At 65.9% G+C, this 13,435-nt stretch carries 12 protein-coding genes; 6 read left to right on the forward strand and 6 right to left on the reverse strand.

Going from position 1 to position 13,435, the window contains the following annotated elements; all coding sequences use genetic code 11:
- Positions 1 to 57 precede the first annotated feature (57 nt).
- Complete coding sequence (locus E4K64_RS23120) at positions 58 to 330, reverse strand: DUF2312 domain-containing protein (protein ID WP_008546273.1); 273 nt, start codon at positions 328 to 330, stop codon at positions 58 to 60.
- A gap of 189 nt (positions 331 to 519) precedes the next feature.
- A complete protein-coding gene (locus E4K64_RS23125) occupies positions 520 to 825 on the reverse strand; it encodes a DUF1244 domain-containing protein (RefSeq protein WP_135165575.1) in 306 nt (101 codons plus the stop codon).
- 176 nt (positions 826 to 1,001) lie between these two features.
- On the opposite strand from E4K64_RS23125, the gene E4K64_RS23130 reads away from it, so the two are divergent.
- Positions 1,002 to 1,583 carry a DUF1036 domain-containing protein gene (locus E4K64_RS23130; RefSeq protein WP_135165576.1) on the forward strand — a complete coding sequence of 194 codons (582 nt, stop codon included), beginning with the start codon at positions 1,002 to 1,004 and terminating at the stop codon, positions 1,581 to 1,583.
- Positions 1,580 to 3,016 carry a pyruvate kinase gene (gene pyk / locus E4K64_RS23135; protein ID WP_135165577.1) on the forward strand — a complete coding sequence of 479 codons (1,437 nt, stop codon included), beginning with the start codon at positions 1,580 to 1,582 and terminating at the stop codon, positions 3,014 to 3,016. The genes E4K64_RS23130 and pyk overlap by 4 nt, the downstream gene beginning before the upstream one ends.
- Before the next feature lie 151 nt (positions 3,017 to 3,167).
- On the opposite strand, the gene E4K64_RS23140 is transcribed toward pyk, so the two are convergent.
- On the reverse strand, positions 3,168 to 3,848 hold the full coding sequence (locus tag E4K64_RS23140) for a TetR/AcrR family transcriptional regulator (protein ID WP_135165578.1): 681 nt from the start codon (positions 3,846 to 3,848) through the stop codon (positions 3,168 to 3,170).
- Between the two features lie 510 nt (positions 3,849 to 4,358).
- Positions 4,359 to 4,523: a Flp family type IVb pilin gene (locus tag E4K64_RS23145; RefSeq protein ID WP_126258786.1), complete on the reverse strand. Its 165-nt coding sequence runs from the start codon at positions 4,521 to 4,523 to the stop codon at positions 4,359 to 4,361.
- 408 nt (positions 4,524 to 4,931) lie between these two features.
- Between E4K64_RS23145 and E4K64_RS23150 the strand changes: the two genes are divergently transcribed.
- From E4K64_RS23150 to E4K64_RS23165, 4 genes are all read left to right on the forward strand, one after another.
- On the forward strand, positions 4,932 to 6,437 hold the full coding sequence (locus E4K64_RS23150; RefSeq protein WP_135165579.1) for a hypothetical protein: 1,506 nt from the start codon (positions 4,932 to 4,934) through the stop codon (positions 6,435 to 6,437).
- Positions 6,438 to 6,469: 32 nt separating this feature from the next.
- Entirely contained in the window at positions 6,470 to 7,972 is a 1,503-nt protein-coding gene (locus E4K64_RS23155; protein WP_135165580.1) for a hypothetical protein, read from the forward strand.
- A gap of 161 nt (positions 7,973 to 8,133) precedes the next feature.
- Positions 8,134 to 9,129 (forward strand): glycosyltransferase family 2 protein, encoded by a 996-nt coding sequence (locus E4K64_RS23160; RefSeq protein ID WP_135165581.1) that lies wholly within the window; start codon positions 8,134 to 8,136, stop codon positions 9,127 to 9,129.
- Positions 9,130 to 9,137: 8 nt separating this feature from the next.
- Positions 9,138 to 9,821, forward strand: a complete 684-nt coding sequence (locus E4K64_RS23165) for a class I SAM-dependent methyltransferase (RefSeq protein ID WP_167772205.1) — start codon at positions 9,138 to 9,140, stop codon at positions 9,819 to 9,821.
- Positions 9,822 to 9,823: 2 nt separating this feature from the next.
- On the opposite strand, the gene E4K64_RS23170 is transcribed toward E4K64_RS23165, so the two are convergent.
- Entirely contained in the window at positions 9,824 to 11,269 is a 1,446-nt protein-coding gene (locus tag E4K64_RS23170) for a hypothetical protein (RefSeq protein ID WP_135165583.1), read from the reverse strand.
- A 198-nt stretch (positions 11,270 to 11,467) separates the two neighbouring features.
- Positions 11,468 to 13,393 carry an ATP-dependent zinc metalloprotease FtsH gene (gene ftsH / locus E4K64_RS23175; RefSeq protein WP_097659839.1) on the reverse strand — a complete coding sequence of 642 codons (1,926 nt, stop codon included), beginning with the start codon at positions 13,391 to 13,393 and terminating at the stop codon, positions 11,468 to 11,470.
- Between the last annotated feature and the right edge of the window lie 42 nt (positions 13,394 to 13,435).

The raw sequence follows: 13,435 nt of genomic DNA on the forward strand, positions 1-13,435 counted from the left end.
CCGGATTTCGCTTGCGCTCCATCCGGGCTGCAGCAGCGGTGTTTGAGGCAGGACGCCTCAGATCATCCCCAACGCCTGCATGTAGGTCTCGAGGATCGTCTCGGCCTCGGCGCGCTCGTTGGGGTCCTGCTTGCGCAGGCGCACGATGGTGCGCAGCGCCTTGACGTCGTATCCGTTGCCCTTGCTCTCGGCATAGACGTCGCGGATGTCGTCGGAGATCGCCTTCTTCTCTTCCTCCAGCCGCTCGATGCGCTCGATGATGGATTTGAGCTGGTCCTTGGCAAATTTCGTCGCGGGCTCGTCGTCGCGGACGGCGGCGGAGGTGGCCATCTAGGTACTCCCAATGGAACTGGCAAAACGAGGTGACGCCGGCATCCTCACCGCGCGTGCTGGCTAGAACCCTTAGGGTCGGTGCCGACTGCGTTCAAGGCACCATCGTGCTCGTCCACAGCGCGCCCACACCTTCCTGCTGCGGGGCGCAGAAAGCTGTTGTGTGGTGCGACTCAGGTGTGCGCGAACTCAGTGGCCGTGGGGATGCACCTGCTTCATCGTCTCGAACTGCTCGGGCGTCGCCGTGCCCTGGTATTTCGCTTTCCAGGTCTCGTAGGGCATGCCGTAGACGGCCTCCCGGCTCTCGTCCTTGCTCAAAGCGACGCCTTGGGCGTCGGCGGCTTCCTTGAGCCAGTTGGACAGGCAGTTGCGGCAGAAGCCCGCCAGATTCATCAGGTCGATGTTCTGGACATCGGTCCGCGTCTTCAGGTGATCGACCAGGCGCCGGAAAGCGGCCGCCTCGAGCTCGGTTCTGGTTTTGTCGTCGATTGCCATGGTTGTATCCCCTTAACCCTGCCCGATGGAGGTCACCCTTACGGGATCAGGTGGGCACTGTCACAGATTTTGCCATATCCCGGCGCAAACCGCCCCGAAACTGGCGTTGCCGCTCTTTGGAGGCCGTTCCCGGCCCTACGCCAAATCGTCAATGATCTGGTATAGCTACCGCGACAATGATTGCCGAATCTCCCCGCTCCCCGCTTCGCCTGCTCGCCCGGTTGGTCCCGGTGCTGGTGGTCGTCTGGCTGTGCCTCTGCGCCGGCCCGGCCTCCGCCGATTTCCGCCTCTGCAACAACACGTCGAGCCGGGTCGGCATTGCGCTCGGCTACAAGGACGCCGAGGGCTGGACCACCGAGGGCTGGTGGAACATCTCCTCCCGCTCCTGCGAGACCCTGCTGCGGGGAACGCTGGTCGCCCGTTACTATTACATCTACGCGATCGACTATGATCGCGGCGGCGAGTGGTCGGGGCAGGCCTTCATGTGCTCGCGCGACAAGGAGTTCACCATCCGCGGCACCGAGGATTGCCTCGCGCGCGGCTACGACCGGACCGGCTATTTCGAGGTCGACACCGGCGAGCAGCGGGCGTGGACGGTGCAGCTGACCGACGCCAACGAACAGCCGGCGCAACAGCGCGTGCCTGGCCTGCCCGGCCCGGTTGGCCCAGGCGGAGTTCCCGGTTTGCCCAATGGCCCGCCCGGTGCTACGCCCCCCGGCTCGCCCGGCCTGCCACCCCCGTCTGGAAATAAGCCATGAGGCGTCTTCGCCGTATCAAGATTCTCGCGACCCTGGGACCGGCGTCGTCAGACCTCGCCATGATCCGCCGCCTGTTCGAGGCCGGCGCCGACCTGTTTCGCATCAACATGAGCCACACCTCGCATGACAAGATGCGCGAGCTGGTGGCGACGATCCGCAACGTCGAGTCGAGCTACGGCCGGCCGATCGGCATCCTGGTCGACCTCCAGGGCCCGAAGCTCAGGCTGGGCGCCTTCGCCGAAGGCTCGGTCCAGCTCCAGAACGGCCAGACCTTCACGCTGGATTCCGACAAGACGCCAGGCGATGCCACGCGCGTCCACTTGCCCCATCCCGAGATCCTGGCCGCGCTCCGGCCCGGCCACGCGCTGCTGCTCGACGACGGCAAGGTGCGTCTGATCGCAGAGGAGACCTCGAAGGAGCACGCGGTGACGCGTGTCGTGGTCGGCGGCAAGATGAGCGACCGCAAGGGTGTCAGCCTGCCCGACACCGACCTGCCGGTCTCCGCCATGACGCCGAAGGACCGCGCCGACCTCGAAGCCGCCCTCGTCACCGGCGTCGACTGGATCGCGCTGTCCTTCGTGCAGCGCGCCGACGACGTGCTCGAAGCCAAGAAGATGATCCGCGGCCGCGCCGCCGTGATGGCCAAGATCGAGAAGCCGCAGGCGATCGACCGCCTCGCCGACATCATCGAGGCCTCCGACGCGCTGATGGTGGCGCGCGGCGACCTCGGCGTCGAGCTGCCGCTGGAGCGCGTGCCGAGCCTGCAGAAGCAGATGACGCGCATGGCACGCCGCGCCGGCAAGCCGGTGGTGATCGCGACCCAGATGCTGGAATCGATGATCCAGTCGCCGGTCCCGACCCGCGCCGAAGTCTCGGACGTCGCCACCGCCGTCTATGAAGGCGCCGACGCCATCATGCTGTCGGCCGAATCTGCCGCCGGAAAATTCCCGGTCGAGGCGGTCTCGACCATGAACCGCATCGGCGAGGAGGTCGAGCGCGACCCGACCTACCGGTCGGTGATCATGGCCCAGCGCCCGGCGCCGGAATCCACCGCGGGCGATGCCATTGCGGATGCCGCGCGGCAGATCGCCGAGACGCTCGACCTGCCCGCCTTGATCTGCTGGACCTCGTCGGGCTCGACCGCGGTGCGCGTGGCGCGCGAGCGGCCGAAGCCGCCGATCGTGGCGATCACCCCGAACATCACCGCTGGCCGCCGGCTCGCGGTGGTCTGGGGCGTGCACTGCGTGGTGGCCGAGGACGCGCGCGATCAGGACGACATGGTCGGCCGCGCCGGCCAGATCGCGTTCCGCGACGGCTTCGTCCGCGCCGGCCAGCGCGTGATCATCGTCGCCGGCGTGCCGCTCGGCATTCCCGGCACCACCAACATGGTGCGCATCGCCTCGGTCGGCCCCGAGGGCGACGCGAATTTGTAGGCCGGCCACGACCCGGCCAGCACAAATATCGCAAAACAACCCCATGCAAAGTAGCCGGAGCGTCCGGCGCGGTTGCTGCGGTTTCACGAAAAGGCGCGCCCGGTCAACGAACTGAGCGGGATGAGGCTGCCGCCTCGCTCGCGCGGCGAATTTACGCGCCAACCAGCGCCTTCGTCGTCGGCAGCAGTGTCTGCTGCACCACCAGGCCGCGGGCGCGGGCGTCCATGACCCCGACCGCGCGCAGCGCCAGCAGGGTCACGGTCTGCACCGCATCGCGTAGCTTGGCGGGATCATCGAGATTGTCGGGCGCCAGCGGCCCGACCAGCGCCTCATGCAGCGCCCCGAGCAAGGCGGTGGCGGCGAGCGCGGTGTCCTGCGCCGGCAGGTGACCGGCCCGCACCGCAGCGTCGATCCGGGCGGCCATCTCGCCCGCGATCTCGCGCCGGCTGGCCAGGCGCGAGGCGCTGACATCGACGTCGACGGGCTCGGCCAGGATGCCCCAGGCGAGCCTGCGCTGCGACAGGGTGTGCACCGCCACGGTCGTCACGGCCGCGGCCAATGCCGAGGACGGGCCCGGCGCGGCGTCGGCCGCCCGCCGGATCGCCGCGAGCTCGTCCCGGGAGACCTCAGCAATGAGCTCAGAGATCAGCTCGGCCTTGGAGGGGAAGTAGCGGTAGACCGTCCCGGCCGCGACGTTGGCCCGGACCGCGACCGGCGCGATCTGCACCGCCGCCATGCCGCCCTCCGCCGCCGTCTCTCGCGCCGCCGCCAGAATCGCGCTGCGCCGCGCCGCAAGGCGCTTCACCACTTGATGCGTCCGCCGATAAACCATGGCGCGCTTCCTGTCCCACACGCCAGCCGCACGCCCTGCGGCCGAACGCTTCGTCACGTCAAAGATGCAAATCGCCCCGCAAGGACTGAACAACTATTCAGGGTGAATGACAAGATGGGAAATGCGTGGAGCGTCGCGGCGACTGGACTGGAGCGCCAGCCCTGACGGCGAAGGCTGATCAGGCCTTGCTCGCTCTACCTCGCTGCGGATCCTGCTTCCCGAAAGTAGCCAAGATGCCGCCCCGCGGGGTCCCTGGGATTCGCGACGAGATGCATGGCGCGACAGTGACCAACAAACGCGTGGCACGCTCCGCAGCGCGGCCACTGCCAACACATAAAACTACCGTGCCAGGGTTGTAAGATCGATAACTACACTTCTTACCGAGATCTTAAAGCGGGCTCGTAACAATACGGAGGCAATGAAATTGACAAGCCCTACGCACAAGCCCCGTCAAAAAGAAAAGAGCCCCGTCAAGGACGAGGCTCTCCGAAATTCCTGGGTCGTCCGGCTTTACTTGAGGCCGGTCGAGATCGCGGTGAACTTGGTGTTCAGCGTGCTGCCGAGATTGTTGACGACGGTGATAATTGCCAGCGCGATGCCGGCGGCGATCAGGCCGTATTCAATGGCGGTGGCGCCGGATTCATCCTTCACGAAACGCGCAACGAGGTTCTTCATAGAGTGCTCCAAATGAGTACACGAGGCTTACAACTGATCTGGTCTCTCCGGCTTCCCAGCGCCGCCGACCATGGAACCGAACGTAGAGGCAAAGAATTGCGCCGCAGTTAATTCGACTGCGTAAACACCGGGCGGATCGCGTGTGTGGGCCGATGGTAAAATCGAATCTAAAACAATCTGTTAAATTGTCGGGACATGACATGGCGCTGCGGGTTTACCCGAAGTTATGACCGCCGTGGTCCAATGCCACCGGCTCGAACTGAAGCGCGACGAGATCAATCGTTCGTCGCGTTTCACGGCGTTGTTCGAGCGTGATCTCTCGGAAAGGCCGCACCACACTTCGCGCTACGCGGCGCTGCGGGTCCGGATCATGCTTGACCAACAAGAACAACAGGACGACGAGGCGGCATGTCGCTTTCCTTTGCCGACGGCATCGCGGTGCAGAGCCGCGCGAGGGCCCTGGTGCCGCTGTGCGCCGGTGCCGCCGCCTATCTGCTGTTCCTCTATCTCGGCGACACGCGGCTGCAGGATTCCGACACGTTCTGGCAGATCAAGATCGGGCAATGGATCGTCGATCACCGCGCCATGCCCACCATCGACTTCTATTCCTTCACGCGAACGGGCACGCCGTGGATTTCGACGTCGTGGCTGTCGCAGGTGCTGTTCGCCTCCTCCCATGCGCAATGGGACTGGGCAGGTCCCGTCATCCTCACCGCGCTCGGGGTCGCGCTCGCGGTAGCGATCTTCGTCTACCTCCTCGGCGCGCAGATCGAGGCCCCACGCGCCGTGCTTTTCGCGATGCTGGCGCTGCTGCTGTCGGCCCACCACGTGCTGGCGCGTCCGCATATCCTGGCGCTGCCCGTCATGGTGGCGTGGATCGGCCTGCTGATGGCGGCCGCCGACCGCAGGAGCGCGCCGTCCTGGTACTGGCTGCCGCTGATGGCGCTCTGGGCCAATCTGCACGGCGGTTTCGTGCTGGGCCTGGCGCTGATCGGCCCGATCTCGCTCGAGGCGGTCGAGCATGCCGAGAAGGGACGACGGCTTCGACTGTTCATGCGCTGGGTGCTGTTCGGAATCGGCGCGCTGATCGCGAGTTGCTGCACGCCCTACGGCTGGCGGACGCTCCAGGGCGCGACCAGCATCCTCGGCCTCGGCGAGCTGCTGTCGCTGATCTTCGAATGGATGCCGGCGAACTTCGCCACGTTCACCCCGTTCGAAGGCGCCCTGCTCGGCCTGATCGCATTCGGCTATTATCGCGGTCTCGTGCTGTCGGCGCCCCGGATCTTCCTGATCCTGTTCCTGACCTGGAGCGCGCTGACCCATGTCAGGAGCATCGAGGTATTTGCGTTCCTGGTGCCGCTGGTGCTGGCAAAGCCGCTCGGCGAGATGTTCGAGCGCGCGCCGGCTGACGCCACGGGCGCCGATCGCTGGCCAGCCCGCTATGTCACCGCAGCAGGCGCGCTGATGATCGTGGCGGCTGGCTGGACCTCGACGTCGCTCTACATGGCGCACCATCGCTTCAGCTTCACGATGACGCACACCCCGGTTGCGGCGGTCGACCTGCTCGAGCAACGCAAGGTGCAGCGCATCTTCAACGCCTATCAGTTCGGCGGCTATCTGATCTCGCGCGATATTCCGGTCTTCATCGACGGCCGCGCCGAGCTCTACGGCGAGAAATTCGTGGTGGACTTCTTCAAGGCGACGGAAGGCAAGAAGCCCGAATTGCTGCCGCGCCTGCTCGATGAGTACAAGATCGACGCAACGCTCCTGGTCGCCGATGCGCCCGGCCCGCAGATCCTCGACCAGCTCAAGGGCTGGAAGCGGATCTATGCGGACGACATTGCCGTCATTCATGTCCGAGACTACGCGGAGGGCGCGGCCGCGCCGCCTCCGGATCCGACAGGCCGGCCTTGACAATTCCGGCTCCTCTCGGCTCCGACCGATCGGTGGCGATTGCGGTTCTTGCAATGCTGGCGGCCGTCTCGTTTCTTCCGGTGCTGCTGACCCCCATTCCCGCGATGGTCGATTATCCCAATCACCTCGCTCGCATGTACATTCTGAGCCAAAGCGGCACCCCCGATGCCAATCCGCATTACGAGGTGGCCTGGGCGTTCTATCCCAACCTTGGAATGGATCTGCTGGTCCCGCAGATGGCGCGGCTGATCAGCGTCGAGAGCGCCACACGGTTGTTTCTGCTGCTGAGCCAATTGCTGATCGTCTCCGGCGCGCTGCTGCTTGAATGGGTCAGGAAGGGACGGGTTCAGCTTGCCGGCTTCGCTGCGCTGGCTTTCCTCTACTGCCTGCCGTTCAGCTGGGGCTTCGTGAACTTCGAGTTCGGCCTGGGCCTCGCGCTCTGGGGCATCGCCGTTTATCTGATGCTGGCAGAAGGCCCATGGCCGCTGCGCTTCGCCGCCAATTTGATCTTCGTCGCCGCGTTGTACGTGGCGCATTTCTTTTCGCTCGGCATCTACGGCGCGACGCTCGGCCTTTTCGAGCTGTCGCACATTCGCCAGCGGCAAGTCGCCTATTCCGTCGCGGCCGCGCGGCTTGGCGCGTTGGCGCTCCCGGCGCTTGCGCTGTTTGCGATCATGCACGTCACCGCAGGTTCGGTCGGAAGCGAAGGCACGAGCTGGTTCCTGGGATTCAAGCCGGTCTGGCCGCTCCGCATCATGAACGGCTACAATCTGACGACAGCGGCAGCGACCGGACTGGCGCTGACGATCGCGCTGCTTCTCGCCGCGAGACGCGGCGCCCTCAGGCTCGATACGGCCGGGATCTGGCTCGCGGTCGGCTTTACGCTCCTCTATCTTGTCATACCTTCGAAGCTGTTCGGAACCTCGTTCGTCGATCTTCGCGTGATTCCCGCCGCGGCTCTGATCCTGCCCGCCTTCTGCTCGCTGTCGCTGCCGAACCGGGCGTGGAGAATGGCTGCGCTCGCCGGTATCAGCGGCATCATACTGCTCAATCTCGCCGTCGTTCTTTCGGTTTGGCTGCCTTACCGCGCCGATTACGCGTCGATCATCGCCTCGTTCCAGAAGATCGATCGCGGCTCACGCGTCCTCGTCGGCAGCACGGACGACAATGGCGACCCGCCCTTCGCCGACCTCACCTCGTATCCGATGTATTATGCGCCGACGCTGGCCGTGCACTATGCTGGCGCATTCGTGCCCAACCTGTTCACTGAGGTGGGCAAGCAGCCCGTGCGGCCGCGTGAGGCCGTGCGCAAGATTTCCATTCCCTATGGAGGGCCGGTGCAGTCGGGCCTGCTGGCCGCGATCGCGACGGGCCAGCCACCGGCGGACATTCCGCCATTTATCCGCACCTGGTCCCAGGATTTCGACTACCTCTATGTGCTGGGATCGCCGGCCGCAAATCCGCTGCCGGATCGGCTGGAGGTGCTGGAGACCTCGGCGCGATTTGTTCTCTACAGGATCCGCCGCAAATCCTAGACCGAAGCCGGCGCGTCCCAAGCGTGGTTAACCGGACCCCGCCTCTCGGCCCGTCCCTCCCGCCAATACCCCAGGCCCTAGACCCTTAACATTTGCGGCAAGGCGACCTTAACCACCGGCTTATAGACTCCCGCCTCTGCAACCCAGCCGGAACCCTTCGCATGGCGGCCAATTCCAGATCGATCCGCTACAGCCTCGTCATCCCCGTGTTCAACGAGGAAGCCGTGCTGCCGGTCCTGTTGCGCCGGCTCGACCAGGTCATGTTCCGGCTCGACGGGCCGGCAGAAGCAATCTTCGTCGACGATGGCAGCAGCGATTCCAGCTCGATCGTGCTACGGGCGCTCGCCGCGCGCGACTCGCGCTTTCGCTACATCGGCCTGTCGCGAAATTTCGGCCATCAGATCGCGATCACCGCCGGCATGGACGCCGCGCAAGGTGACGCGATCATCGTCATGGATGCCGATCTGCAGGATCCGCCCGAAGTGATCGAGCAATTGATCGCGAAGTGGAAGGAGGGCAACGACATCGTCCACGCCCGCCGCCTGTCGCGCGAGGGCGAAAGCCGTTTCAAGCGTGCGACCGCGCATCTGTTCTATCGGCTGCTCGGCAGGATGTCCTCCGTCGGCATCCCCGCCGATGTCGGCGACTTCCGCCTGATCGATCGCAAGGTGCTAGAGGCACTCCGGCAGATGCCGGAGCAGGATCGCTTCGTGCGCGGCATGATCGCCTGGCTCGGCTTCCGCCAGGCCGAGGTCGCCTTCCACCGCCTCGAGCGCGCCGCCGGCGAAACCAAATACCCGCTGTTCAAGATGGTCCGGCTGGCGGTGAACGCCGCGCTCGGCTTTTCCGATCTGCCCTTGCGGCTTGCCATCTGGTGCGGATTGACGGTGTCCGGGCTCGCGCTGCTCTACGGCGGCTGGGTTGTCCTGTTGTGGCTCGGCAAGGACAGTCATCTCGTGACCGGCTGGTCCTCGACGATCGTCGTCGTGTCGCTGCTGTGTGGCATCAACATGCTGATGACGGGCATCGTGGGGCTCTATGTCGGCCGCATCCATGCCGAGGTGAAACGCCGCCCGCTCTACGTGGTGCAGGCACGCGTCGGCTTCGATCGCGACGAGACGGCGGCGACGCCCGCGATCCACGCCGTCAACGAGTGATCCAGCGCATGACCGAGCTGTTCGACGGCTATCACGACAATTACCGTGACGTGGTCCAGTCCTCGATCGACTTCTCGGGTCTGCCGCATGATTTCTTCATGCGCGCTAAGGCCGATCTGCTGCGCGATCTGATCGCGCAGCGGCTGGACGTTGAGAAGCCCGACATGCTGGACGTCGGCTGCGGCGTCGGCAGTCTTCACCCGCTGCTGCACGGCATGGTCGGCCGATTGAGCGGCATCGACGTTTCCTCGGCCAGCCTGGCGCAGGCGCGCGCGCGCAATGGCGAGGTCGACTACCGGGAGTTTGACGGCGCTGCTTTTCCGTTTGCCGATGCCAGCTTCGACCTGGTTACGACCATCTGCGTGATGCACCATATCGTGCCGGCGCAATGGGCGCAGTTCATCGCCGAGATGCGCCGCGTGACGCGTCCCGGGGGACTCGTCTGCGTGATCGAGCACAATCCGTACAACCCGCTGACGCGGCTTGCCGTCGCGCGCTGTGAGTTCGACCGGGACGCCGTCCTGCTCGGGGCCGGCACGACCCGGAAATTGATGGCAGCCAGCGGCCTGCGCGAGATCGGCGCGCGGCATTTCCTGCTGCTGCCCTGGGACAGCAAGCCGGCCCGGCGCCTCGAAGACGCCCTGAGCGGCGTGTGGCTCGGCGGCCAATACGCCGCCTTCGGGACCGCTTGAACCTAGCGTTGCGGCGTATCCCGCCGCTTGTGCACGACCGCCACATCGTCGCTGTAGACGCGCTGCCACCCCGGCAGCCGGTCGAGCATCGCGACCGCCGGTGTGCGCGGTGCGAGCAGCGTCGCGCCGATGTTGTATTGGTCGAGCAGCTTGAGAAAATCGTCCAGGTCGATCAGCGCCAGGGCGCGATTGTAGCGGTTGATGAACGGGCCCCCGTACAGCTCGCCGCGACCGTCGATGAAGGTGGGAATGCCGGCAAAGATCAAATAGCCGCCGAAGGAATAATCGTTGAGCACGGGCCCCGCCTTGGCGAGGTTGGCTTGGGCGACGGCGGCCTCGGGTGTGATGGCCGGAGCCGGCCGGACGTCACGCGCCAAGGCCACCCCGCTGATTGCAATCGACAGACCGAGCCCAACCCAATTCAGGCCGCGCGGCGAGACCGTTGCACCATCCTCGGCCGGCCCGCCGAACGTCCGACCCAGCGGAGCCGCCAGATAGAGCGGCGCCAGCATGGCCAGCAGATCCGCATTGCGGATTTGCGCCAGCGCGAAATGAAGCAGGCCGATCACCACCAAGGCCCGCACGACCGGCAGCGTGACGCCGCGCGAGAGCGCAAAGATGCCGGCGAGCAGCAGCAATTCGAAGCCACTGACGTGGCTGAAGTCCTGCGGCCGCCATTCTCCGATCCAGGCGAGCGCGGAGCCGAGGCCGAGCGTCGTCAGCGGCATCAGCAGCGGTTCCGGCCCGTGCGGCGTCAGGCAGGACGCAGCGACGGCAAGTGCCACAAATGGCAGCCACCGCAGCAGCACGCGCGGCCATTGGGCGCGCTCTTCACGCAGCAATGCCTCGAGCACCGCCGGGCCGATCAGGCCAAGCGCCAACACCACGCTACCGTGCAGATTGGCCCACAGCACCAGAAGCGGCAGGGCCCAATATGGCGGAGGGCCGCGGCGGTCCATGCAGCGGACCAGCGCCGCGGCCCAGGTCACCATCAGCGGCAGCACCAAGACATGTGGCCGCGCCAGCATATGCGGCGCCAGCAGGACGATTGCTGCGATCACCATGAGCAGCGTCAGGGTCGGCGAGAGCTCGCGCAGCAGGAAGGACGTGAACAGGCCGAAAGCGAGCGCGATCGCCGCGGCCGCGAGGGCGACGACGCCTGGCCATCCGGCAAGCGCATAGATCCCGGCATAGATGACCTCGGACAGCCATTCGAAAGTGATCCAGGGTGCGCCGTGCATCGAAAAGGAAAAGGGGTCGCTCGCCGGCAGCGTGCCGTGTGCGATGATCCACCGCCCGACCTCGATGTGAGAATAGCTGTCGGGATCACCGAGCAGCCGCGGCCCGGCCACCAGCAGCACGGCATAGACGACCAGCCCTACGGCCCAAGGCAGCGCCGCACGTGCCGAAAACGGTTGAACCGCGCTGTGGACGACCTGGTCAGTCATGGCGGGCCAAAGTAGGACGCAAGCGTTAAGTTCTTCTTGAGTGTTTCGCGCATTTGCCGCGCGAAGGCGGGTTCAGGCGCTCCGCGTCGGTCGCCCGCCTCAAGCGGCGCCCGCGTCGCTCGCCCCTGGAACGCGCAGCCAGCCAACAAAAAACGCGGCGTTTCCGCCGCGTTTTTCAATCTCATCTGCCGCTCGCCACTAGGCCTGCGGCTGCGGCTCCAGGCCGGGATCCGCATCGGGCCGCGGGCGCGGCGACTTGCCGGCCGGAGGCACCGCGGAGGCGCGCGGCGTGGTCGGCTCGAGCACGGATTCGCGGTTCGGCTTCTTGCCCTTGAGCAGATCGACGATCTCGTCGCCGCTCAGCGTCTCGAACTCCAAGAGGCCCTTGGCCAGCGCCTCGAGGTCGGCATGCTTCTCGGTGAGGATGCGGGTCGCTTCCTTGTAGCCTTCCTCGACCAGACGGCGGATCTCGGAGTCGATCTTCTGGACCGTCGCCTCGGAGGCGTTCTGCGTCCGCGACACCGACATGCCTAAGAACACCTCGTCCTGGTTCTCGCCGTAGGAGACCGTGCCGAGCTCTTCCGACAGGCCCCAGCGGGTCACCATCATGCGAGCCAGCCGCGTGGCCTGCTCGATGTCGGAGGCGGCGCCCGAGGTCACCTTCTCGCGGCCGAAGATCAGCTCTTCGGCGACGCGGCCGCCCATCATGATGGCAAGGCGCGAGGTCATCTGCTCCAGAGACATCGACAGCTTGTCGCGCTCGGGGAGCTGCATGACCATGCCGAGCGCACGGCCGCGCGGGATGATGGTCGCCTTGTGGATCGGATCGGTCGCGGGCACGTTGAGGCCGACGATGGCGTGGCCGCCCTCGTGATAGGCCGTCAGCAGCTTCTCTTCCTCGGTCATGACGAGCGACTTGCGCTCGGCGCCCATCATCACCTTGTCCTTGGCCTCCTCGAACTCGGCCTGCGTCACCATCCGCTTGTTGCGTCGGGCGGCGGTGAGCGCGGCCTCGTTGACGAGGTTCATCAGGTCGGCGCCGGAGAAGCCCGGCGTGCCGCGCGCGATGGTCTTGAGGTTGATATCCGGCGCCAAGGGCACCTTGCGGACGTGAACCTTGAGGATCTGCTCGCGGCCGACGACGTCAGGATTGGGCACCACGACCTGGCGGTCGAAGCGGCCCGGACGCAGCAGCGCGGGATCGAGCACGTCGGGGCGGTTGGTCGCGGCGATCAGGATCACGCCCTCGTTCGCCTCGAAGCCGTCCATCTCGACCAGCAACTGGTTCAGCGTCTGCTCGCGCTCGTCATTGCCGCCGCCGAGGCCGGCACCACGGTGACGGCCGACGGCATCGATTTCGTCGATGAAGATGATGCAGGGCGCGTTCTTCTTGGCCTGCTCGAACATGTCGCGCACGCGGGAGGCGCCGACGCCGACGAACATCTCGACGAAGTCCGAACCCGAGATGGTGAAGAACGGCACGTTGGCTTCGCCCGCGACCGCACGCGCGATCAGGGTCTTACCGGTGCCGGGAGGGCCGACCAGCAGCACGCCGCGCGGAATGCGGCCGCCGAGGCGCTGGAACTTGCCGGGGTCGCGCAGGAACTCGACGATCTCCTGCAGGTCCTGCTTGGCCTCGTCGACGCCGGCGACGTCCTCGAAGGTGACGCGGCCATGCGCTTCGGTCAGCATCTTGGCGCGCGACTTGCCAAAGCCCATCGCCTTGCCGGCGCCGCCCTGCATCTGCCGCGACAGGAAGATCCACACGCCGATCAGCGCGATGAACGGCAGCCAGGAGACCAGCAGCGAGACGAACCACGGCACGTTGTCGCCCGGCGGCTTCGCGGTGATCTGCACCTTGCTGTCATACAGGCGCTTCACCAGCGTCGGGTCGTTCGGCGCGTAGGTCTGGAAGCTGGAGCCGTTGGTGAAGGTGCCGTGAATGTCCGGTCCCTGGATCACGACGTCGCGCACATTGCCGCGGTCAACCTCGCTCAAGAGCTGCGAGAAGGCGATGTCCTGCGAGGAGGCCCGCTGGCCCGGATTCTGGAAGAGCGTGAACAACGCCAATAGCAGCAAAACAATGATGACCCAGAGGGCGAAATTGCGCAGATTGGCGTTCATCGATCTTCCTTCGTGGTCGCGCGGATCGCGGCCTGGTCCTTC

The organism is Bradyrhizobium frederickii (genome assembly GCF_004570865.1).
In the GTDB taxonomy this organism is placed as follows: domain Bacteria; phylum Pseudomonadota; class Alphaproteobacteria; order Rhizobiales; family Xanthobacteraceae; genus Bradyrhizobium; species Bradyrhizobium frederickii.